At 31.5% G+C, this 21,457-nt stretch carries 24 protein-coding genes; 1 reads left to right on the top strand and 23 read right to left on the bottom strand.

All coding sequences use genetic code 11. The features are described from left to right. Positions 1–64: 64 nt before the first annotated feature. Positions 65–1,888 carry a translation elongation factor 4 gene (lepA, locus tag KA926_RS10670; RefSeq protein ID WP_107384904.1) on the bottom strand — a complete coding sequence of 608 codons (1,824 nt, stop codon included), beginning with the start codon at positions 1,886–1,888 and terminating at the stop codon, positions 65–67. 320 nt (positions 1,889–2,208) lie between these two features. On the opposite strand from lepA, the gene rpsT reads away from it, so the two are divergent. Continuing rightward, positions 2,209–2,460, top strand: coding sequence for a 30S ribosomal protein S20 (gene rpsT, locus KA926_RS10665; protein WP_019469386.1), 252 nt, complete (start codon positions 2,209–2,211; stop codon positions 2,458–2,460). 225 nt (positions 2,461–2,685) lie between these two features. On the opposite strand, the gene holA is transcribed toward rpsT, so the two are convergent. The 22 genes from holA to KA926_RS10555 form a co-directional block, all read right to left on the bottom strand. Continuing rightward, entirely contained in the window at positions 2,686–3,660 is a 975-nt protein-coding gene (gene holA / locus KA926_RS10660; RefSeq protein WP_181187603.1) for a DNA polymerase III subunit delta, read from the bottom strand. 75 nt (positions 3,661–3,735) lie between these two features. Next, positions 3,736–5,952 carry a DNA internalization-related competence protein ComEC/Rec2 gene (locus KA926_RS10655; protein ID WP_245335859.1) on the bottom strand — a complete coding sequence of 739 codons (2,217 nt, stop codon included), beginning with the start codon at positions 5,950–5,952 and terminating at the stop codon, positions 3,736–3,738. A 2-nt stretch (positions 5,953–5,954) separates the two neighbouring features. Further along, on the bottom strand, positions 5,955–6,416 hold the full coding sequence (locus KA926_RS10650; RefSeq protein ID WP_210144313.1) for a ComE operon protein 2: 462 nt from the start codon (positions 6,414–6,416) through the stop codon (positions 5,955–5,957). Between the two features lie 81 nt (positions 6,417–6,497). Further along, positions 6,498–7,214 (bottom strand): helix-hairpin-helix domain-containing protein, encoded by a 717-nt coding sequence (locus KA926_RS10645; protein ID WP_210144312.1) that lies wholly within the window; start codon positions 7,212–7,214, stop codon positions 6,498–6,500. A 49-nt stretch (positions 7,215–7,263) separates the two neighbouring features. Further along, on the bottom strand, positions 7,264–7,989 hold the full coding sequence (locus KA926_RS10640; protein ID WP_210144311.1) for a class I SAM-dependent DNA methyltransferase: 726 nt from the start codon (positions 7,987–7,989) through the stop codon (positions 7,264–7,266). A gap of 2 nt (positions 7,990–7,991) precedes the next feature. Then, positions 7,992–8,345 (bottom strand): ribosome silencing factor, encoded by a 354-nt coding sequence (rsfS, locus tag KA926_RS10635; RefSeq protein ID WP_210144310.1) that lies wholly within the window; start codon positions 8,343–8,345, stop codon positions 7,992–7,994. Then, the gene (yqeK, locus tag KA926_RS10630) at positions 8,346–8,930 is read right to left on the bottom strand and encodes a bis(5'-nucleosyl)-tetraphosphatase (symmetrical) YqeK (protein WP_210144309.1); all 585 of its coding nucleotides are present in this window, start codon (positions 8,928–8,930) and stop codon (positions 8,346–8,348) included. Further along, entirely contained in the window at positions 8,920–9,492 is a 573-nt protein-coding gene (nadD, locus tag KA926_RS10625) for a nicotinate (nicotinamide) nucleotide adenylyltransferase (RefSeq protein ID WP_210144308.1), read from the bottom strand. Before nadD ends, yqeK begins: the two co-directional genes overlap by 11 nt. Beyond that, positions 9,492–9,782, bottom strand: a complete 291-nt coding sequence (gene yhbY, locus KA926_RS10620) for a ribosome assembly RNA-binding protein YhbY (protein ID WP_210144307.1) — start codon at positions 9,780–9,782, stop codon at positions 9,492–9,494. The genes nadD and yhbY overlap by 1 nt, the downstream gene beginning before the upstream one ends. A gap of 12 nt (positions 9,783–9,794) precedes the next feature. Further along, complete coding sequence (gene aroE, locus KA926_RS10615) at positions 9,795–10,592, bottom strand: shikimate dehydrogenase (RefSeq protein WP_210144306.1); 798 nt, start codon at positions 10,590–10,592, stop codon at positions 9,795–9,797. A 12-nt stretch (positions 10,593–10,604) separates the two neighbouring features. Then, a complete protein-coding gene (yqeH, locus tag KA926_RS10610) occupies positions 10,605–11,702 on the bottom strand; it encodes a ribosome biogenesis GTPase YqeH (RefSeq protein ID WP_419109909.1) in 1,098 nt (365 codons plus the stop codon). Between the two features lie 9 nt (positions 11,703–11,711). Then, a complete protein-coding gene (locus tag KA926_RS10605; protein ID WP_210144304.1) occupies positions 11,712–12,239 on the bottom strand; it encodes a YqeG family HAD IIIA-type phosphatase in 528 nt (175 codons plus the stop codon). An 18-nt stretch (positions 12,240–12,257) separates the two neighbouring features. Further along, the gene (gene mtnN, locus KA926_RS10600; protein ID WP_210144303.1) at positions 12,258–12,944 is read right to left on the bottom strand and encodes a 5'-methylthioadenosine/S-adenosylhomocysteine nucleosidase; all 687 of its coding nucleotides are present in this window, start codon (positions 12,942–12,944) and stop codon (positions 12,258–12,260) included. A 296-nt stretch (positions 12,945–13,240) separates the two neighbouring features. Next, positions 13,241–14,473, bottom strand: a complete 1,233-nt coding sequence (locus KA926_RS10595) for an NRAMP family divalent metal transporter (protein ID WP_210144302.1) — start codon at positions 14,471–14,473, stop codon at positions 13,241–13,243. Between the two features lie 3 nt (positions 14,474–14,476). After that, the gene (gene pxpA, locus KA926_RS10590; RefSeq protein ID WP_210144301.1) at positions 14,477–15,235 is read right to left on the bottom strand and encodes a 5-oxoprolinase subunit PxpA; all 759 of its coding nucleotides are present in this window, start codon (positions 15,233–15,235) and stop codon (positions 14,477–14,479) included. After that, positions 15,235–16,593, bottom strand: a complete 1,359-nt coding sequence (locus KA926_RS10585) for an acetyl-CoA carboxylase biotin carboxylase subunit (RefSeq protein WP_210144300.1) — start codon at positions 16,591–16,593, stop codon at positions 15,235–15,237. The genes pxpA and KA926_RS10585 overlap by 1 nt, the downstream gene beginning before the upstream one ends. Before the next feature lie 20 nt (positions 16,594–16,613). Beyond that, on the bottom strand, positions 16,614–17,048 hold the full coding sequence (locus tag KA926_RS10580; protein WP_210144299.1) for an acetyl-CoA carboxylase biotin carboxyl carrier protein: 435 nt from the start codon (positions 17,046–17,048) through the stop codon (positions 16,614–16,616). Further along, positions 17,048–18,055, bottom strand: coding sequence for a 5-oxoprolinase subunit C family protein (locus KA926_RS10575; protein ID WP_210144298.1), 1,008 nt, complete (start codon positions 18,053–18,055; stop codon positions 17,048–17,050). Before KA926_RS10575 ends, KA926_RS10580 begins: the two co-directional genes overlap by 1 nt. After that, complete coding sequence (pxpB, locus tag KA926_RS10570; protein ID WP_210144297.1) at positions 18,045–18,776, bottom strand: 5-oxoprolinase subunit PxpB; 732 nt, start codon at positions 18,774–18,776, stop codon at positions 18,045–18,047. The genes KA926_RS10575 and pxpB overlap by 11 nt, the downstream gene beginning before the upstream one ends. Positions 18,777–19,060: 284 nt before the next feature. Continuing rightward, a complete protein-coding gene (greA, locus tag KA926_RS10565) occupies positions 19,061–19,537 on the bottom strand; it encodes a transcription elongation factor GreA (protein WP_019469406.1) in 477 nt (158 codons plus the stop codon). 25 nt (positions 19,538–19,562) lie between these two features. Next, the gene (gene udk / locus KA926_RS10560) at positions 19,563–20,186 is read right to left on the bottom strand and encodes a uridine kinase (RefSeq protein ID WP_210144296.1); all 624 of its coding nucleotides are present in this window, start codon (positions 20,184–20,186) and stop codon (positions 19,563–19,565) included. Then, the gene (locus KA926_RS10555) at positions 20,186–21,454 is read right to left on the bottom strand and encodes a peptidase U32 family protein (RefSeq protein ID WP_210144295.1); all 1,269 of its coding nucleotides are present in this window, start codon (positions 21,452–21,454) and stop codon (positions 20,186–20,188) included. The genes udk and KA926_RS10555 overlap by 1 nt, the downstream gene beginning before the upstream one ends. Positions 21,455–21,457 lie beyond the last annotated feature (3 nt).

The following is a 21,457-nucleotide window of genomic DNA, read 5'->3' as shown; positions in this document are numbered from 1 at the left end:
TAACAAAAAAACCGGGGCATAAATCGAATGGATTTAAGGCCCCAATATTTATTAAGTAATAATATTAATCTTCGTCCATCTTAAGCACTGCAAGGAAAGCATCCTGTGGTATTTCAACATTACCAACTGATTTCATTTTTGCCTTACCAGCTTTTTGCTTTTCTAATAGTTTTCTCTTACGACTAATATCTCCACCATAACACTTAGATAAGACATTTTTACCCATTGATTTTATATTTGTACGGGCGACTATTTTTTGTCCAACTGCTGCTTGTACAGGTACTTCGAATTGTTGTCTAGGTATAAGCGTTTTTAGCTTTTCAACTAACGCTTTTCCTCTTTCATATGCGAAATCTTTATGAACTATAAAACTAAGTGCATCTACTTTCTCTCCATTTAGTAATATATCCATTTTGACTAGGTCACTTTCTTTATTATCAATGAATTCATAATCAAAAGAAGCATAGCCTTTTGTATTTGATTTAAGCTGATCAAAGAAATCAAATACAACTTCAGAAAGTGGCAATTCATAAATAATATTGACACGAATATCATCTAAATATTCCATATTAATAAATTGTCCACGTTTACGTTGACATAATTCCATAACTGCACCGACATAATCATTTGGTACCATCATTGTCGCTCTTACAAAAGGTTCATATACCGTATCAATTTGATCTCTTTCAGGCATATATGCTGGATTATCAACAGAGATTTCATCACCATTTTTAAGAATACATTCATAAATCACAGATGGTGCTGTAGCAATTAGTTCTATTCCAAACTCACGTTCAATACGTTCTTGAATAATTTCCATATGCAACATACCTAAGAAACCTGTTCTATATCCAAAACCTAATGCTTGAGATGACTCAGGTTCAAATTCTAATGAAGCATCATTTAATTGCAACTTTTCTAATGCCTCTCGTAAATCATTGTAATCTTTATTATCTATAGGGAATAAACCACAGAAAACCATCGGATTCATTTTTTTATAACCTTTTAACGGCTCTGCTGCTGGACGATCTAGATGTGTAATCGTATCTCCGACACGTGAATCATCTACATTTTTAATACTGGCAATGACATAACCTACATCCCCTACCGTTAGCTCACTAACTGGTAATTGTTTAGGTGTATTGATACCTACTTCGGTAACTTCAAAAGATTTTCCTGTAGCCATCATTTTAATTTCATCACCCGTTTTCAAAGTTCCTTCAACTATTCGAATTGAAGAAATAACGCCTCTATACGGATCATATTCTGAATCAAAAATCAATGCTTTTAACGGCGCTTCTGGATCTCCTTGCGGTGGTGGTACCACTTCTACAATTTTTTCTAATATATCTTCAATGCCAATATTTGATTTTGCACTGGCTAATACGACATCATCTTTATCTAGCCCTATTACATCTTCTACTTCTTGCTTTACACGTTCAGGTTCTGCTGCTGGTAAATCAATTTTATTTACAACTGGTAATAACTCTAAATCGTTATCTAGTGCCAAATAAACATTGGCTAATGTTTGAGCCTCTATGCCCTGCGCAGCATCTACAACTAATATAGCCCCCTCACAGGCAGCTAATGATCTAGAAACTTCATATGTAAAATCTACGTGTCCAGGTGTATCGATCAAGTGAAACGTATAAGTCTCACCATCTTTTGCATCATATTTTAAACGCACAGCATTTAACTTTATTGTTATACCGCGTTCTCTCTCTAAATCCATAGAATCCAATAACTGTGATTGCATCTCACGTGATTCAACAGATTTAGTATTTTCCAAAATTCTATCTGCTAATGTAGATTTCCCATGGTCAATATGTGCAATAATAGAAAAGTTTCTTATATTTTCACGCTTGCTTAAACGATTTTCTTTATCCATGTATTATCAGTCTCACTTTCATAATTCTAGCCCGTAAATATGTATGACATTCTTTGATATAATAACGTTTTTATGTACTAATTGCAAACTTGATAAAATTAATAGTAAATTTTAAAGTTATGTGTATATTTTATCGTCTATGTAACTATTTTTATGTATACCTTTTGTCATTATAATTATTATTGTACCATTTATCGCGACTTTACGCGTCTTAATATAAATAAATGATTGCAGAAACCTGGTTGTTTTGATAAAATATTTCTTGTTGTAATCAAATTAATTTTTGATAGCGAAGATCACACTTTTAGGAGGTGACAGACATGCCAAACATTAAATCTGCAATTAAACGTGTTAATACTACTCATGTAACTGAAGAACGTAATATTTCACAAAAAAATGCAATGCGTACAGCTGTGAAAAGAGCTCATACAGCAATCGACACTAATGCTGACGATAAAGCTGAATTAGTAAGCTTTGCATTGAAAAAAGTAGATAAAGCTGCTCAACGCAACTTAATACATTCTAACAAAGCTGCTAGAATTAAATCATCTTTAATGACAGCTGCTAAATAATTTAAAGTTCAAGCCTACGCTTGAACTTTTTTTATTTTTTAAATATATCGAACTCATGCTTCATAAATTTAGCCCAGAAATGATTTGCAATAAGTGAAATCTCTTCTGGGCTTTTTTCTCTCTATATATGGTTTTATAAGATTAAACATTGTAGATACTTACGTTATAATTCATCGACAACATTATATGCAGTATGACGGTTAGTTAAAACTAAAAACGCCTAATTTATAAGGATAAAATAAACAGTTCAAGTATAAGGTGTTTATCCATATAAGATGACTTTAATTTATAATCTGTTTCTGCACAATTATCAATGATATTTAATAAACTTTCTAATTCGTAGTGTCTTGCTTGATTTAAAGCCAACTTTACTCTATAGGGATGAACATTGATTGTTTTAGCAATTTGTTGACCACTATAACCCTTTTGTCCTAATATTTTACTTTGATAGAAAAGTCGATAATTACTCGTAATTAGAGCTAATAATTTTATAGGTTCCTCTTTCATCGCTATTAAGTCTTTAACCAATTGAATAGCTTTTGTTTTCTTATTTTTTTGGATATATTCAGTGAGCAAAAAAACATTTTGTTCCAAACTCCTATTAACAATTTGATGAACATCATTTTTGTTAATTGTCGTTCTATCACCTAAAAATAAAATAAGTTTTTCTATTTCTTGCTTAACAATATTAAAATTAACTCCAGTTAATTCAATAACTAAATCTAGTGCATCTTGTTTAATATCTTTATAATTTTCATGCAGTTGACTTTTTATCCAATGCTTTATTTCTTCTTCTGACATTTGTTCTATTTTTTTAATTTGTGCATGTTTTTTCAAAGATTTAACAACTTTTTTTCTTTCGTCTAGTTTAGAATGATTTACTTCAAATAATATTAAAGTGTCACCATCGTATTTTTCTATAAATTCTATTAGTTGATCAATATTATGATTTAACTCTTTAGGTGGCTTCTCACCAGTAAATACATATGCATTTTGTACTAGAACAGCCTTTTTATTAGAGAAAAAAGGCATTGTCAGCGTTTCTTCAATAATTGGAGCTAAATCATTTTCATATAAGTTATATTTAACGAAATTGAATTCATCTTTTGGTGCATCTAAATATTGTTCAATGACTTCAGAAGCTTTTTTTTCAATTAGTTCAGGTACTTCACCATATATCGTTATTATATTGCTGCTCATTCTTAGCACCCTTTCATTTCTATTACACGTTTTATAATTATAACACGCGTCATAGCTTCTCACTAATTAAAAATTTTAATTAAATTGTGAGTGAATTTCTATTTGGTTTTTAAATAATATGTTCACTTCTCCGTTGATATTTGTTTGAAATATTTTAATGTCAAAAGATTTTAATCTATTGATAATTTGAGGATTGGGAAGTCTATACTTATTTTTTTCACCTACTGAAATGAGAGCTATTTTAGGTCTAATTGCTTTCAATAAATTATTACTTGTACTCGTACGACTGCCATGATGTCCAACTTTTAAAATATCAACATTATATAAATGATATTTATGTATTAAATTCTCTTCATTATTATTTGTTGCATCTCCCATTAATAAGATTTTATAACTTTTGTACTGTATTAATATAATGATTGATTGTTCATTTAAATTATCAGAATTGGAAATTGTAGCATCTAATAGATTAACTTTCGCTTTATTCATAAAAAATTGTGGTTTATTTTTGAAATCTATTAACTTGATATCCTTTTTTAAACAAGTATTTTTTAAATGATTTAGTTCTTTAATTTTAAAACTATTTGCATTGATAATGATATTTTTAATTTTTAAACTTTTTGTTAAATAATCTAGTTCACCGATATGATCAAGATGTGGATGTGTAACCACAACGTAATCTATCTTTTTTATATTATGTCGTTTTAATGTTGGTAAGATATGATATTTTGAAATACTGTGATTCGCAAAGTTCTGTGTCGAATTAAAATTACCGCCTGTATCGATTAATAATGATTCGTGTAATTTAGTTTCAAATAACAGGGCGTCACCTTGTCCTACATCCAACATTGTAAGTTGGTAGTCGCGTACTTGAGGTAGAATTGTAGAGACAATATATAAGGTAATTAAAGTGATTATCATAAATTTATAGCATTTATGAACGAATAAAACTAAACATAGAAACGAAATGAGACATATTATAGTTATTTGGAGATTATTTAAGTTGGGAATATACCATTGATAAAGGTTAAGTTTATCAAAAAATCCGACCACTTTATCATGCAAAACAATTAATTGATTATATAAGTTGATTATAAATAAAGGTTTTATTGGCAAATGTATGATAAAAGTAAGAAAAATAACGAAGGGAAATAATATGAAAGAATAGAATGGAACAAAAAAGATGTTTGATATTAGACCAATCCATTGAATTTGATGAAAATGGATACAACTTAAGATAAATGAGCTTAATTGTGCAATCCACGTGATATAGCACAAAGATCGAACAATACCTAAATTCTTTAGTAATGGACTGGCAAAAAGGATTGAAAAAGTGATTAAAAAGGAAAGTTGAAATCCGACATGATAAATTAACGAGGGATTTAAAAACGTTAAAAATATGAATAAAAATCCTAAAATGTTCATTGAATTCCTTATAATATATTTTGGAAATATGATTATAAACAAACTCATAAATATTGCTCTCACAGCACTTGGAGACATATTTGTATACATGCAATAAATAGGTAATAATATGATTAATATTAGTTTGGTTAAAAACAATGGACATTTTATCCTGTTAAGGATATAACATATGATTGCAATAATAATAGCTATATGTGTTCCACTAATAGCAAGTAGATGCGCAATGCCAATCTTTTTAATTATATCTAAATCATCTTTTTTCATAAGCGATGTATCGCCTGTAATTAATGCAATTGTTTTTTCAGGGAAAGCTATTTTCCATTGTTGCATTTTTTCATAAATAAACGCTTTATGTTTATTTAAAGTATCAGAAAAAGTGCTTGTGTCTTCGTAACAACTTGAAAGGTGAATATTTTGAATAATAAAAATAAGATTAGGTCTTGTATCGTTTCTTAATGTTCTAAACTGTCCGTGTACCTCACAAGTTTTTTGGAACAAAAAATCAGAAACATTTTTTATTTCTATATTTTTTGATGCATGTATATTATAAATGTAAGTATAAAGCTTTTTATCTATTTTAACTTTACCTTTAAGTATACGATGCTCCAAATGGGGTTTTGTGATTAACTTAGCTTTTCCTTGAAATACTTTATTTATCATTGAAGAATGGTATTCTTTTTCTGATCTCAAGTCATTTTGAAACATCATAAAACTACTTAAAGATATGATAACTATCATGATAAAATGAATTAAACTAAAGCTTTTTCTTTTCATTATTATGACTAGCCCAAGTATTAAAATAAAAGATAAAAATTTATTAAATAGTAGCAAGTTACCAGCCAAATAAGCTAAAGCATAATAAATCAATTTTATTTATTTATTAAATATTGTGCTACGTGTTCTTGATTAAATGCAATTTTTTTATACACAATACCTGATTGTTTTAACAAATCTAAAGCATAATGATAATTATGATAGTCTTCAGCATAATAAATCGTTTTAATACCAGCTTGAATAATTGACTTTGTGCAATTCAAACACGGAAAGTGTGTAACATAAATCGTTGCTCCTTCTGTTGACACCCCTTGTTTTGCGCATTGTAGCAACGCGTTCATTTCTGCGTGTATCGTACGAATGCAATGACCATCTTCCAGCAGACAATCTTCATCAATACAATGTACTTCTCCAGACACAGAACCATTATACCCTCCGGCTATAATTCTATTATCTTTTACAATCGTTGCTCCTACAGACAATCTTTGACATGTAGAACGCAGCGCTAATAAATGACTTTGCGCCATAAAGTATTCTTCCCATTTAATACGATCCATGATACTAAACCTCCAATTTATGTAAATTTTTAATGTGATATTTATAGATTAAATCGATTTTCGAAAAAATACAACAAAATTTTAGATTGTTAAATATGAACTTAATTTTTCTATTGTTTTAGTACCGAATCCATTAATTTCTTTCAACTGATCAATAGATTTAAAATTACCGTTTTGCTCACGATATTCAATGATAGCTTTAGCTTTGACTTTTCCTATTCCCGGTATACTGGTAAGCTCGCTTTCTTTTGCAGTATTTAAATTTACAGTTGCGCCATCAGCATCTTTTTTTTCTGAAAAATTTGTGGCGGTTTCACTTTTATTCAATTGATTCTGAGCTTGTAAATGAGCATGCTCCCCTTTTTTAGGAATATATATCATTTTCTGATCTATTAATCGTTCCGATAAATTAATGTTCGTTAAATCAGCATGTTCTGAAACGATAGCTTTATCCAACAACTGTTTAACTCGATCATTATTTCTCATTTTATAAACATTCGGATATTTAACCGCACCTTTGATATCAACATAAACAAACGAATCTTTGGTATGGTCATTGCTTAGTGTTTCATTTTTATTCGATGAATGTTCACTTTTTTCATTTGGTATGGATTGGTTATGCTCTGGCAATTCTATTGGTGTCATATCATTACTTTTTTTCATTTGTTCGTTATCACGGTTTATCAAAAATGATAAAGTAAAGGCTACAGTCACTATTATAAATAGCATAACACAAACCTTTATTGTAGAATTAAATTGACTAAATCTTTCTTTAAACAATTCCCATAATGGTAACAAAAAATCACTCCTTTATAGTTTACACGTATAAAGGAGTGATTTTACTTTTTTATTTTTTAACAATGAAGAACAAGCGCTCTCCTTCTTGATTGTCATTCTGGTTTTCAAATTCAAAATCAACAAATGTCGTTATATGTTTAAAACCACATGATTCTAACATTTTAGTGTAAACATCTTTTGAATAAGTCTTTTGGTAATGTGACTCATCAAATCTTTTATATAAGTTATCATCTTGTTTTATAAAAAATGTCATATCATGCCATACGCTTAAGGGTTCTTCGCCACGAATCGCTTCCCAAGCTAAAAATACATTTTCTGTTTCATCAATATAACTTTGATTATTGAATAATGTATTCATCTTGTGTTCAGTATGGACATCAAACATAAATACACCCTCATTCGGCTCTAGATGATGATATACTCGCTGAAAAGTAGATAACACATCTCCATATTCTGTTAAATAATTTAAAGAATCACAAAAAATGGTTATTGCATCATATTGTTGGTTAAGGTCGAATTCTGTCATATCACCTTCTATCCAATTCACTTCACTGGATTTTTGCATTGCTATCGAAAGCATATCAACACTTAAATCCATACCCGTTATATTATCAAAGTCGTTTAATTTTGAGGTGAAACTGCCTGTACCACAACCAATATCTAAGATAGTTGATTTGTTTTTAGCATAATAATTTACAATATCAAGCCATGATTCGTATGGCTGATCTAAAGTTAATTGATCATAGTAATAGCTCATTTCTTCATATTGAGCCATTATTAATAAACTGCCTGTCCATAAGATTCTAATGGTGCATCACGATATAATTTCTCCAAGTTGTAATAATCACGTTCATCTTTATGGAATACGTGTACTACTACGTTGACCAAGTCAATTAAAATCCATCTTGCTTCATTAAAGCCTTCCATTCGTTTTACTTCGATTTCCGCTTCATTTGCAGCATCTTTAACTGCACGTGCGATGGATTGAACTTGTCTTTCATTATTGCCGTGGCATACGATAAAATAGTCAGTCATATCGCTAATACCTTGCATATTTAAAGAAATAATATCTTCTGCTTTTTTATTCTCAGTTGCATTGACAGCTAAATTTAATAATTGATCTGATTTCATTTAATCATCCTTTACTCTTTCGTCACTATAATTGTAATAATTCAAGCAAGCAATCGTGGCATCATAAACGGTAATATCTTTCGTGATTAAATATAAAACAGTTCGCTTAGATATTTCATAAATGGTTTTATCTAAGCTACCTTGATTGTATGCTAAATCTCTAATTTCTTCAACGCCTGGGGTTTGACGACCAGGTTCAATATAATCTGCGATAAAAACTAATTTTTCTGTTTTAGTCATTTGAGCACGACCAGTTGTATGATTTTTAATAGCAAGTAACACTTCTTCATCGTTTACACCAAATTGTTGCTCCATTATAACAGCACAGACTGGACCGTGTAAGATTTCTGATCCGTAACTCAACAAGTTACTATCCAAATCATTTTGTCTAACAATCTGATACATAGATCCCAAATCATCGTACTTACTATAATCATGTAATATACCTGCGAGTTCTGCCTTGACTTTATCCCCATCATACTGTTCAGCTAATTTAACAGCAGTTTCTGCTACTCTTAGTGAATGATTATATCTTTTCTCAGGTAATTTGTCTTTAACTAGGGAGACAGCTTCATCAAATTTCATATAATCCTTCCTCTCTGATATATTTCTCTACACTTTGAGGCACCAGCGTTTGAATATTACTATGTTCTTTTACTCTTTCCCTGATGAGTGTTGAACTTATATCTATGCGTGGAATATTAATTGCTATCATATTATTTGAAACTTCTTGCTTTGTTTTACCACGATTCACAATTACAAAGGTTACCATTGATTTCAAATTTTCAATCTCATACCACTTTTCTAACTGAATATATTGGTCAGTGCCTATAACAAAATATAGTTTAGCATTTGGATGTTTTTCTAAAATATGTTTAATTGTAAAATACGTGTAACTTTGTCCCTTGCGTTCGACTTCGTCTAAATAAACAGATCCAAACCCAAGTTCATTAATTGCACAATGGATCATATCAATTCTATATTTCGCATCTAAGTAATCATCATGCGCTTTGAGCGGTGACATATAACTTGGAATAAAGTAAAACAAATCTGGTTTAATAACATGATTCACTTCGCTAGCAACAACCATGTGAGCTGTATGAATCGGGTTAAACTGCCCACCATATAAGACTATCGTTTTAGACATTATGGCAATTGAATTTGTTTATTATCTTGTGATTCTTTATACAAGACAATCATAGACCCGATTACTTGAACAATTTCACTATGAGTTGCATCGCTTAAAGTTTGCGCTAAATCATTTTTGTCTTCAAAGTTATTTTGTAATACATGTATTTTTATTAATTCTCTATTTTCTAAAATATCATTTAATTGTTCTATCATATTTTCACCAACACCAGATTTTCCGATTTGGAAAGTTGGGTCAACATTATGTGCTTTACTTCTCAAAAATCTCTTTTGTTTACCTGTTAACATAAAATGCTCCTTTTATAAATAATTTAAAACTGTGCGTTTCATAACTTGCACGTCCGGTTCTATATCTGTCCATATTTTAAAACTTTCTGCACCTTGATAAACAAACATATCCAAGCCATTATAGATTGGGTTACCTTGGACTTCAGCTTGTTCTAAGATTGGTGTTTTAAAGGGTACGTACACAATGTCACTCACTAACGTATCAGACTCTAGATGCTTCAAACTAATTGGTATTTCTTGATTTGTGTTCATTCCTGCTGGTGTCGTATTGATGATAATATCGAATTCGGATAATGCTAATTCAGCATCAGATAATCGAATTTTGTTTACATTCAAATTCCATTGTTCAAATCTGTCTAAAGATCTGTTTGCAATAGTAAGTTTGGGTTGTACATATTTTGTTAATTCATTCGCAATGCCTTTACTAGCACCGCCTGCACCTAAAATTAAGATATAGGCATGTTTTAGATCTGGATACACGCGTTGCAATCCTTTAACATAACCTATACCATCTGTATTATAACCAATCCATTTACCATCTTCTATCTTAACCGTATTCACGGCACCTACAGTTTCTGATTGTTCATCAATTTCATCTAAAAAAGGTATAATACGTTCCTTATGCGGAATTGTTACATTAAAACCAGAAAGTGCTTTATCTGAAATAATTTCTCTTATTAGATGGAATTTATCTTCAGGAATATTAATTGCTTCATATGCTGCATTGTAATTTAAAGATTCAAAATTAGCATTATGCATCACTGGAGATAAAGAATGATCAATTGGGTGGCCTATTACTGCATATTTCATATTTTACACACCTTACATAATTGAATTTCTTAAAATAACATCAACATTTTTTGGCACGCGTACAATGACTTTTGCACCTGCGTCTATCGTAATAAAGCCTAATCCAGAAATCATTACATCACGTTTTTCTTTACCAGTTTCTAACCTTACGGCTTTAACATTTCTCAAATCAAAATTTTCAGGATTATGAGGTGGTGCTAATACAGATCCTAATTGATTTCGCCATAATTCATTAGCTTTTTCTGTTTTTGTTCTATGAATATTTAAATCATTAGAAAAGTAACAGACTAACGGTCTTTTTCCGCCACTAATATAGTCTATACGTGCAAGTCCACCGAAAAATAATGTTTGTCCTTCGTTAAGCTGATAAACACGTTGTTTAATTTCTTTTCTAGGCATAATTGTTTTTAGTTCATGTTCAGATACTAAATGTGTCATTTGGTGCGCTTGAATAATTCCTGGTGTATCATACATAAACGTCGTTTCATCAAGTGGAATATCAATCATGTCCAACGTTGTGCCAGGAAATCTTGAAGTTGTAACAACATCTTTTTCTCCTACACTGCGTTCTATTAATTTATTAATTAAAGTTGATTTACCTACATTTGTAGTTCCTACAATATATACGTCTTCATCGTTTCTGATATTGTTAATAGAAGTTAATAGATTTTCAATACCTTCATTTTTGTCTGCAGAAATAAGCACGACATCTTCAGCATCAAGTCCATATTTTTTAGCTGTTTTCTTCAACCATTCTTTTACACGACGTTTATTTATTTGTTTTGGCAAAAGATCTATTTTATTCGCTACAAGAATAATTTTTTTGTTGCCGACGATACGTTTAATTGCATTGATAAATGAACCCTCAAAATCAAATACATCCACAACATTTACTATTATGCCTTTTTTATCTGCTAAGCCATTAAGTAAATTTAAAAAGTCATCGCTATCTAAACCTACATCTTGAACTTCGTTATAATTTTTTAGTCTAAAACATCTTTTACACACAACATCTTCACGAAATAAGTTATGTTCTGGAACATAACCCGGTGCATCAGAATCTTCAGACTGTAAAGGGGCACCACAACCTATGCATTTCAATACATCCACTTCACTCAATCAATTTTCCTCCCATTTTATATATCCTTTTTTTCTAAAATGTTGTAATAATCTGCGTTCAATAAGACGATTAAATTTAGTAATTAAGCCATCTGTTTGTTTGACAGGTACTACCATAATAGTAAATAAGCCACGTCTGTTACCACCAAATACATCCGTTAACATTTGATCACCTATTACCACTATCTCTGATGGGTCTAAACTCATAGAATGCATTGCACGATCAAATGCACGCCCTCTTGGTTTTCTTGCTTTAAAAATATAATCTACTTTTAATGATTTAGAAAAGCTACCAACTCTTTTTTCATTATTATTAGAAACAATTGTAATCGTAATGCCTTTTTGTTTTGCCTCTTCAAACCAAATTTTAACTGCTTCTGTAGGATCAGCAACATCCCATCCCACTAGTGTATTATCTAGATCAGTAATGATACCTTTTACGCCAGATTCTGCAAGCTTATCTATATCAATTTGAAAAATAGATTGCACATATTCATTTGGCATAAAGTATTTCTTTATTATACCCATTATTTCAATTCACCTTTTTTATATATTTTTAATTAAATTTTCTACCATTGTACTAGAAGAGTTTGCTGCTTTTGTTAAAAATTCATCAAATGTGATACCAGCGTCTCCATCTGCTAAATCTGATATTGCACGTGTGATAATAAATGGTAAATTAAATTGATAGCAAGTCTGTGCAATCGCAGTTGCTTCCATTTCTGCAGCCATCGCTTGAGGGAAATTTGTTTTAATTTTCATTCGTTGGTCTTTTGTACCAATAAAACTGTCACCACTTACAATCAAGCCTACCTTAGCAATGAGTTGTTGATTTGTAATTACTTGTGTCGCTTTGTCAATCAATGATTTATCTGCTACGAATTGTGCAGGCATTTGTGGTATTTGTCCTAACTGATAACCAAATGCTCTAGCATCAGCATCATGATAAGCAACCATATCGCTTACTACAATATCACCAACATTTAATGATTTATCCAATGCACCTGCAGAACCTGTATTAATAATTAAATCAGGTTTGAACTTTTCTATTAATAATGTTGTTGAAATGGCTACATTTACTTTACCAATGCCACTTTGAGTTAATACGACTGCTTTATCATTTATATAACCTTTGTAAAAATATACATGTGCAATATTAATCTCTTCTAAATTCACAAGTTTATTTTTTAAGATTGCTACTTCTTCGTCCATAGCTCCAATAATACCGATCATTGTTATTCACCTCAATTTAAAATCCTAACCTTAGTTATTCTACCACATTTAAACTGATAGCTCGACGATTGAATCATATTTATATCAAATTTATATTTCATTATTTATCGTAAGAAATTTATGCGAATTTTCGCATTATCAATTTGATTTAACATGTAAATACATTGCTTTTTATTTTAATAGGAAATGACAATGTTTATTTAATGTAAGTATAACTATAAAACAAACCATTCTCTAGGTCCTTATTATAAGCATAAGAATTAGAGAATGGTTACTTTGTAACTATAATTACATTGTTAACTACCTATTAATTGTGTCAATCCTTGCAGTGAATATATACCTGTAACAACTGTGACTAAAACAGCTAAAATACCAAACCAAAGCATCCATGTTGGATGATGATAATCCCCTACGATTGATTTTCGTTTACTAGCAATAAGTATTGTCGTTAATATAATAGGTAAGATAAGTCCATTTAAAGCACCTGCAACGATTAATAATGTTACTGGTTTTCCTAAGAATAGAAAAACAAAAGTTGAAATGACTATAAATGAAATTACAATAATATTAGTTTTATTATAGATCGACTTATGCAATGTTTTTAAGAAAGTCGCACTTGTATATGCTGATCCAATAACTGAAGACATTGCTGCAGCAAATAATACAACACCAAATATATTTCGACCAATTGGTCCTAATACATGCTCAAATACTGAAGCTGGTGGATTTGTATCATTTAAAGTTACGCCCGTAACAACTACACCAAGTACCGCTAAGAATAATAATGCTCTAAGCACACCTGTTGTTAATATACCTGAAATAGCCGCTTTGTTTACAAATGGCAAATAATGTTTACCACGGATGCCAGAATCTAATATTCTATGTGCACCAGCAAATGTAATATAACCGCCAACTGTTCCACCTACTAATGTGATAATAGGTAAAACAAGTGCTAGAGGTTGTTCCGGCATCACAAGATGTTTAGCTGCGTCAGCATATGGCGGGTTTGCTTTAAACATTACAAATGCAACAACTACAATCATTAAAACACCTAAAAACATCGTGACAACATCCATAATTTTTTGACCACTTTTACTTACAAAAATAAGTATTGCTAATACTGCTGTAATAGCTGCACCAATATTTACATCTAAGCCAAAAATTGCATTTAATCCTAATCCAGCACCTGCAATATTACCAATATTAAATGCGAGTCCACCTATTGCAATTAATATCGATATAAAAGTACCCAATCCTTTAAATATTTCATTAGCTACTTCTTGACCACGTTTACCTGTGACGACCAACACTCTCCAAATATTAATTTGCGCTCCTATATCAATCAATATTGATAATAAAATTGCAAAAGCAAAACTTGAAGTGAACTGCGCAGTAAATACTGCTGTCTGAGTTAAAAATGCAGGTCCAATTGCAGATGTAGCCATTAAGAATACAGAACCTAATAATAACCTTTTATGATTTTTTGTAAATTCAAAATCCTTCGATTCTGTTTTTAATTTTTCTCCCATGTGTTAGCCTCCCAGCTTAGATATAGAAACGCCTTCTTTCGATAATCTTTCTCTTATTTTTGTAACAAATTCTAGTGCATGTTCACCATCTCCATGAACACAAATTGTATCTGCTTGAATATCAATTTCCTTGTTATTTTTCGTAATTACTTTTTGTGATTTAACCATTTTGACAACTTGTTCAATAGCTTCTTCTGTGTCAGTTATTAAAGCATCACTTTCTTTTCTACTCACTAATTGACCATCATCTTCATAACGTCTATCTGCAAACACTTCTGAAGCAGTAGTTAAACCAACAGCTTGCGCTTCTGTAACAAGTAGTGTATTTGATAATCCAACATAAATTAATGATTCATCAAAATCATATACAGCTTGAGCAATCGCATGTGCGGTTGCTTTATCACGTGCACCCATTTGATACAGTGCACCATGCGGTTTTACGTGGTTTATTCTAACTTGGTGAACATTACAGAATCCACTTAATGCACCGAGCTGGTAAATGACGATATCATAAATTTCTTTAGGTGACAAGTCCATATTTCTACGGCCAAATCCTTGTAAATCTGGAAGACCAGGATGCGCACCTATGCCAATACCATTTGCTTTAGCTAGTTCTACCGTTTGATTCATGACATGTTGGTCACCAGCATGAAAACCACATGCAATGTTTGCTGACGTAATTAACGGAATAATTTGATCGTCTCCACCGAATGAATAATTTCCAAAAGCTTCACCTAAATCACAGTTCAAATCAACTTTCATTATGCTTCCTCCTTAATTATTTGATGTCTATCTAAGAATTTAATATCTACATCTTTTGCATCACCGTTAGCATATTGTGGATATGATAAAACTGCATATAAGAAATCAGCTGTTGTAGTAAAACCATCAATTACCATTTCATCCAATGTTACTTTTAATTTGTTTATTGCTGAAGCTCTATTAGGTGCTTTTACGATAACTTTCGCTACAAGAGAATCATAATTTGGTGATACCGTATAACCATGATAAAGCAAACTATCGATACGTACGTTAAATCCTTGTGGCAAATGTAATGCTTTTACTTTGCCTGGAGAAGGTTGAAATCCTTTCAGAGGATTTTCTGCGTTGATTCTCGCTTCAATGACATGTCCATCAAATAGTACCTCATCTTGATTGAATGGCAATGAACCATGCTTCATTAAATAAAGCTGAGCGTGTAGTAAATCACGATTCGCTCTCATTTCAGTTACTGTATGTTCAACTTGAATACGCGCATTCATTTCAATAAAGTAATAAGCATCTTCTGTCACTAAATATTCGATAGTACCTGCACTTCTATAATTAGATGCTCTAGCCACTTTTACAGCATCATTACACATAGAGGCTCTCATATTATCGGATAATGCAGCACAAGGTGATTCTTCAATTAATTTTTGATTTTTTCTCTGAACTGAGCAATCACGCTCACCTAAGTGTATGTAATTATCTTTACCGTCTCCTAGCACCTGTACTTCCACGTGCTTAGCTACAGGTATAAATGCTTCCACATATACGCGATCATCATTAAAATATTTTTGTCCTTCACTTTTTGCTTCCTTAAATGACTTTTCCAAAGCTTCTTCAGCTTTGACAATTCGTATACCTTTACCGCCACCACCACTAGCAGCTTTTAATACAAGTGGATAACCAATGTCATGCGCTATTTCTTTAACTTCTTCGATTGTCTCTACTGCAGAAGTAGAACCAGGTATGATTGGTACATTCGCTTGATCAACTGTTTGTCGTGCTGTTATTTTGTCACCCATCATTTCCATGGTTTGATCAGTTGGTCCTATAAAATAAATACCATTTTCTTCAACATTTTTAGCAAATGAAGTGCTTTCTGATAAAAAACCATACCCTGGATGAATTGCATTTGCACCACTTATTTTTGCAGCACTAATAATTCTGTCTTGGTTTAAATAGCTATCCAAAGCATTGGCTTCTCCAATACATATCGCTTGATCAGCTAAACTTACATGTAGACTTGACTCATCCCCTAAAGCATAGATAGCCACAGTTTCAATATCCATTTCTCTACATGCGCGAATAATTCTTACAGCAATTTCTCCTCTATTTGCAATTAAACAACGATACAATTCAAATACCCCCTTTAAACTTATTTCACAGTTATAATCGTTTGATCATATTCAACATTTGAACCGTGATTGACATGTATTGCGTCTACAACACCATCCACATCACTTTTTACTTCATTCATTACTTTCATTGCTTCTATGTAACCAATAGTATCTCCTTTTTTAATTTCATCACCTTCACGAATGAGTGGATTTGTTAATTCTTTTTCATCTTGTAAATAAAACGTACCGACCATAGGTGATTTGACAGCTTGATTTGATTGTTCTTCATTTGATATACCTTGCTCATTTAAAGTTGATTCATTATTTGAAGCTAATTGTTGTTGCGCAGGTGATGCAGATGTATTATCTGTAAAATCAATAGTTATTTCATTTTCATAATCTTTATAATTAAATTTTTTAACCCCGTTATCTTTTACGATTTTAATTAATTGTTCTACTTTTTCAAAATTCATTATAATTCCCCTTTCAATAAATGATTAATGCGTATAGATGTATCTCTCAACTGCGTAACATCAAAAATAGGTTGCTCATAAATACTGTTGATTGTATTTTTAAATGCTTCTTCTTGTTGTTCTAATTTTTTAACTGCTTCATCGATTGTGGTCCATTCAAAACGAATCGTATCATTGGGTTGCATTTGAGCTAATTTATGTAAATCAGATGCACAAACGGTTGCTATTTTTGTATAGCCACCTACTGTTTGTTTATCATTTAATAAAATAATAGGATTACCATCATTTGGAACTTGTATACTGCCTAAGGCAACAGGTTCTGATATTATATCTGCCGATGTGTTTGGTGAAATCGTTTCACCTTGTAATCGATAGCCCATGCGGTCTGACTTTTCTGATATTTTAAATTCATTGGCTACCAGCTTTTCTTGGTCTTCTTGGCTAAAGCTTTCAATTTGAGGCCCCTCAATGATTTGAATAGTGTTTTCTTTACTCTCTGAAACATCAGTAAGTAAACTCAAACCAAGGTTACGTGTATACGAATGATTATTTTTACACTCTATTACATCACCAGATTTTAATGAACGCCCTTTAAAACCACCAATTTGGCTTCGTGTATGAGTGGCATAGCTATTTGCAACTTTTTGAATTTTCAAAGGTTTACCAAATAATAAGTATCCTCTTGCCCCATTAGTGACTTGTCCAACTTTCAAAACGTCGCCTTTTTTTACTGCTATTACAGTAGATTCATCAATAGTTGCATCGTTAACGGTCGCGTTAAACTCAGCACCTATTAATACAAAAGTATTATTTTCTAAAAATTCAATCGTTGGGCCAATAATTGTACATTCAATCGCTGGCCCTTCATTACCAATTAACGCTAGCCCAGTTCTATATGCATATTGATCCAAAACACCTGCAGTAGAAAATCCTTGGTCTTGATAGCCGATTCTTCCTAAATCTTGAATCGTACTAAATAAACCTGGATTAATAATTTTAATACTCATATTGAATTTTCACCCATTTCTCAATATCAAATTCACCTTGTTGTGCTTCAACAATCTGTTCGAACGTAGATTCATCTATAGAATAGAATTTTATATAGTCACCGGATTCATATAAACACATAGGCGTTCTTAAAATATCGAATACCGTAATTGGCGTACGACCGATGATTTGCCAACCTCCTGGAGATTTCTTTGGATATAATCCTGTTTGATTATTCGCAATACCAACTGAACCTGCAGGAATACTTGTTCTTGGTTCTTCTCTTCTAGGAGTAGCTAATTTTGAATTTAATCCTCCTAAAAATGGAAAACCTGGCATAAACCCAAGCATATAAATTAAATATGTATTCTCTGTATGTAACTTAATTACTTCTTCTATTGATAATTGATTATGTGTAGCTACTTCTTGAATATCTGGTCCATAATTCCCACCATAAAGTACCGGTAAACTAATGGTTTTTACTTTATTTAAATTTTCATCAAAATCCAGTTTGCTTAATTGTTCTAGTTTCAGTTCATTAACAACTTTCGCTAAACTTTGTTTAGTAATATCTATATGTAGCATAATTGCACGATAAGAAGGTATCACTTCAATTATAGCTTCATGTTGCTGATCTTTAATGTACTTTTCAACTTTTTGTACTTCCTTAAATGTCGAAGGATCAATTTGTTGTTTAAAGTAAATCATAATTGTCTCTTCATTGATTAATTTATATTCCAACACTTTTCCCCCTTTGTATTATATACATTAAACTATTTTTCAAACATTAATATGTGTACAACATTATAATTGTATCATTAACTGACAGACTATGTTTAATTAAAAATAGTTATAATTGGTGATAATAAACTACTATTGTTTAATACAAATTAACCCTAAATTATCTTAATATTTCAATAATTGTATCAATGATATAAATTTATCAAATAGTTGAAGAGAAGTATATATTTTTATTTATAAAGTGTAAAATCCCCCTAACATTAGTTGTTAAGGGGATTTTAATATTACTTGATATTTACAATTTTTACATTGATTTCTGCACCATTTGGTAGTGGCACACGAACCTCTTCGTTTAATTTTTTACCAATTAAACTTTTAGCCATTGGTGATTCATTTGAGATTTTACCATTAAATGCATCAGATTCAGCAGATCCAACTATTTGATATTCTTCTTCATCTTCACCTGGTAATTCTACAAAAGTCACAGTTTTACCAATTTGTACTTGATTGTTGTCACCTGTATCCTCGATTATAAGTGCATTACGTAGCATATGCTCAATTCTTTGTATGTCTTGTTCGATGAATCCTTGTTCATCTTTAGCAGCATCATACTCAGAGTTCTCAGATAAATCTCCGAATGAACGAGCTACTTTTATTTTTTCAACGACTTCTGGTCTCTTAACTGTCTTTAACTCTTCTAGTTCATTTTCTAGCTTTTCGAAACCTTCTTGCGTCATAGGGTATTGTTTTTGGTTTTCCATATTGTCATCTTCCTTTACTAAAATACTATTGTTTACTTACTAAAGTCTGAATTTTTGTCGTCATTATATCGATCGCAACTTTATTACTTCCACCTTCGGGAATGATAATATCTGCATATCTTTTTGTAGGTTCTATAAATTGATTATGCATTGGTCGAACTACATTTAGATATTGATTTATAACAGAATCCATTGTACGACCTCTTTCTTCTGTATCGCGAAGTAAGCGACGTAAGATTCGTAAGTCTGCATCAGTATCAACATAAATTTTGACATCCATTAAATCTCTTAACGTTTTATTTTCAAGCGCAAATATGCCTTCTACGATAATAACATCTTTTGGTTCAAATGCAATCGTTTCATCGCTTCTAGTATGATTTGTATAATCATATGTTGGTACTTCAATCTGTTTACCATTTCTCAAATCGTTTAAATTTTCTATTAATAAGTCATTATCAAAAGCAAAAGGATGATCATAATTGGTCTCTAAACGTTCTTCGAAACTTAAATGCGATTGGTCCTTATAATAATAGTCTTGTGCTAATAATGCAACACTATGGCCTTCTAAATTTTTCATAATTTCGTTTGTGACTGATGTTTTACCTGAACCAGAACCACCAGCGATTCCAATAATAGTCGTACGTTTCATTATCCAATTTCCTTTCTCATCATGTTGTTGGTATAAATTGGATGATCAACTTCAATTTGCACAATTTGCAATGGATGTCGTGCAGCATCAAGTTTGTTACCTTCTTCATCATAAATAGTGTCAACAACTTGTCTAAATGTATCAATTTCAGGACCAAAAAACTCTATTTCTTCCCCAGGCTCAAATTTATTACGTTGTTGAATCGTAGCGAGTTTGGTTTTTTCATCATAACCAAGAACTAATCCACAAAAATCATAAGCTGAGTTCTTTTTATTTTGTTGCCCAAACATTTGCTCTTCGTAACCAGGTGTGCCTTCAATAAATGCAGAAGCAGTGTCTCTGTTAGCGCATTTTTCCAGCTCAGCTAACCATTCTGGCTTAATTTTAAAATCATCAGGATCTTCTGCATAAGCATCGATGACTTTGCGATATACAGATACAACAGTTGCAATGTAGTGTATTGATTTCATGCGTCCTTCAACTTTAAGTGAATCCACACCAATATCCATCATTTTAGGGATTGACTCAATAAGTTTCAAATCTTTTGGACTCATTGCGAAAGGTGTCACTGCATTTTCATCATAATATAAATCTAAATCACCATCTTTATCAATTTCCAATAGGTCATAATCCCACCTACAGCTTTGACAACAACCACCTCTATTAGAATCTCGAGCTGTCATGTGATTACTTAATGTACATCTACCAGAATACGCAATACACATTGCGCCATGAATAAATGATTCAATTTCAATATCTACTTTGTCTTTCATTTCCTTCATTTCCATAGCACCTGTTTCACGTGCTAATACTACACGATCTAAACCTTCATTTTTCCAAAATTCTACAGCTTTATAATTTGAAAGTGATTGTTGTGTTGATAAATGAATTTCTAAGTTCGGTGCTACGCGCTTACATGTTTCAATGATAAGTGGATCCGCAACAATAATACCAGTGGCACCGGCTGACTCTAAATTTTTTAAATATTCATCCAAACCCGCAATATTTTCATCGTGTGCAATAATATTAGTCGTAACGTAAATTTTCGCCCCATATTGCTGTGCGAATGTCACACCTTCTTTAATTTCTTCCATCGTAAAATTATCCGCATTGGACCTTAAACCATACGCTTGTCCACCTAAAAACACTGCATCTGCACCATAATGTACTGCGATTTTGAGTTTTTCTAAATTACCTGCTGGAGCGAGTAGTTCAGGTTTTTTAATCTTATTATTAGTATTGCCTTCAACTTTTTCTAATAATTTCATTAT

The organism is Staphylococcus sp. GDY8P94P, from assembly GCF_017892255.1.
Classification (GTDB): domain Bacteria; phylum Bacillota; class Bacilli; order Staphylococcales; family Staphylococcaceae; genus Staphylococcus; species Staphylococcus cohnii.
Note: the sequence above shows the minus strand (reverse complement) of the source record. Positions and strands in the feature narration are given on the sequence as shown.

What these genes read in the sequence shown, in the direction of transcription:
- udk (WP_210144296.1), bottom strand. Translation starts at nt 20,186, where the DNA reads ATGAAACGTACGACTATTATTGGAATCGCTGGTGGTTCTGGTTCAGGT.
- nadD (WP_210144308.1), bottom strand. Translation starts at nt 9,492, where the DNA reads ATGTCTAAAACGATAGTCTTATATGGTGGGCAGTTTAACCCGATTCAT.
- KA926_RS10605 (WP_210144304.1), bottom strand. Translation starts at nt 12,239, where the DNA reads ATGGGTATAATAAAGAAATACTTTATGCCAAATGAATATGTGCAATCT.
- KA926_RS10640 (WP_210144311.1), bottom strand. Translation starts at nt 7,989, where the DNA reads ATGGCTCAATATGAAGAAATGAGCTATTACTATGATCAATTAACTTTA.
- yqeK (WP_210144309.1), bottom strand. Translation starts at nt 8,930, where the DNA reads ATGAAATTTGATGAAGCTGTCTCCCTAGTTAAAGACAAATTACCTGAG.
- mtnN (WP_210144303.1), bottom strand. Translation starts at nt 12,944, where the DNA reads ATGATCGGTATTATTGGAGCTATGGACGAAGAAGTAGCAATCTTAAAA.
- aroE (WP_210144306.1), bottom strand. Translation starts at nt 10,592, where the DNA reads ATGAAATATGCAGTAATAGGCCACCCAATTGATCATTCTTTATCTCCA.
- rsfS (WP_210144310.1), bottom strand. Translation starts at nt 8,345, where the DNA reads ATGAAATCAGATCAATTATTAAATTTAGCTGTCAATGCAACTGAGAAT.
- KA926_RS10555 (WP_210144295.1), bottom strand. Translation starts at nt 21,454, where the DNA reads ATGAAATTATTAGAAAAAGTTGAAGGCAATACTAATAATAAGATTAAA.
- KA926_RS10575 (WP_210144298.1), bottom strand. Translation starts at nt 18,055, where the DNA reads ATGAGTATTAAAATTATTAATCCAGGTTTATTTAGTACGATTCAAGAT.
- KA926_RS10580 (WP_210144299.1), bottom strand. Translation starts at nt 17,048, where the DNA reads ATGAATTTTGAAAAAGTAGAACAATTAATTAAAATCGTAAAAGATAAC.
- pxpA (WP_210144301.1), bottom strand. Translation starts at nt 15,235, where the DNA reads ATGAAAGTTGATTTGAACTGTGATTTAGGTGAAGCTTTTGGAAATTAT.
- rpsT (WP_019469386.1), top strand. Translation starts at nt 2,209, where the DNA reads ATGCCAAACATTAAATCTGCAATTAAACGTGTTAATACTACTCATGTA.
- yhbY (WP_210144307.1), bottom strand. Translation starts at nt 9,782, where the DNA reads ATGTTAACAGGTAAACAAAAGAGATTTTTGAGAAGTAAAGCACATAAT.
- lepA (WP_107384904.1), bottom strand. Translation starts at nt 1,888, where the DNA reads ATGGATAAAGAAAATCGTTTAAGCAAGCGTGAAAATATAAGAAACTTT.
- KA926_RS10595 (WP_210144302.1), bottom strand. Translation starts at nt 14,473, where the DNA reads ATGGGAGAAAAATTAAAAACAGAATCGAAGGATTTTGAATTTACAAAA.
- KA926_RS10650 (WP_210144313.1), bottom strand. Translation starts at nt 6,416, where the DNA reads ATGGATCGTATTAAATGGGAAGAATACTTTATGGCGCAAAGTCATTTA.
- greA (WP_019469406.1), bottom strand. Translation starts at nt 19,537, where the DNA reads ATGGAAAACCAAAAACAATACCCTATGACGCAAGAAGGTTTCGAAAAG.
- holA (WP_181187603.1), bottom strand. Translation starts at nt 3,660, where the DNA reads ATGAGCAGCAATATAATAACGATATATGGTGAAGTACCTGAACTAATT.